This is a genomic window from Vibrio sp. 1078-1, from assembly GCF_033340475.1.
Genome location: NZ_JAWOWM010000716.1, coordinates 1 through 558, shown reverse-complemented (window position 1 = coordinate 558; position 558 = coordinate 1). Strand labels below are relative to the sequence as shown.

The following is a 558-nucleotide window of genomic DNA, read 5'->3' as shown; positions in this document are numbered from 1 at the left end:
TCATGTCTGGCGGCGTCAGCAGCATGCCGACAACGAACGCTGCCACAATAATGTATGGACGCTTCTCTTTTAGGTCTTGCGGCGTGGTCGCCCCAGTCCAACAAAGTAGGATAATCGCCACTGGCACTTCGAACGCAATACCAAACGCCATAAACAGCGCCAGCACAAAATCTAGGTAGCTCGAAATATCGGTCGCAAACTCAACCCCACCGAGAGAAATCGCAGTAAAGAAGCCAAATACCAGTGGAAATACCACGTAATACGCAAAGGCCACGCCACAGTAAAACAGCAACGAGCTAGAAAACAGCAATGGCATGATCAAACGACGTTCGTGCTTGTACAGACCTGGCGCAACAAAAGCCCAAACCTGATACAAAATAAACGGCACCGCAACAAATACTGAGGCGATAAGCGTCAGTTTTAGAGGTGTGAAAAATGGTGATGCCACATCGGTTGCGATCATCGTCGCGCCTTCTGGTAAACGTTCAACCAAAGGTGCGGAGATAAACTCATAAATGTGGTTAGAGAAATAAATTAGCCCGACAAACACCACCAACA

General features: G+C 48.0%; 1 protein-coding gene. It reads right to left on the bottom strand.

Annotated features, from left to right (window positions below):
- Positions 1–558 (bottom strand): twin-arginine translocase subunit TatC (tatC, locus tag R7190_RS29680; protein ID WP_318138183.1); only part of this gene is annotated, 558 nt, incomplete at both ends.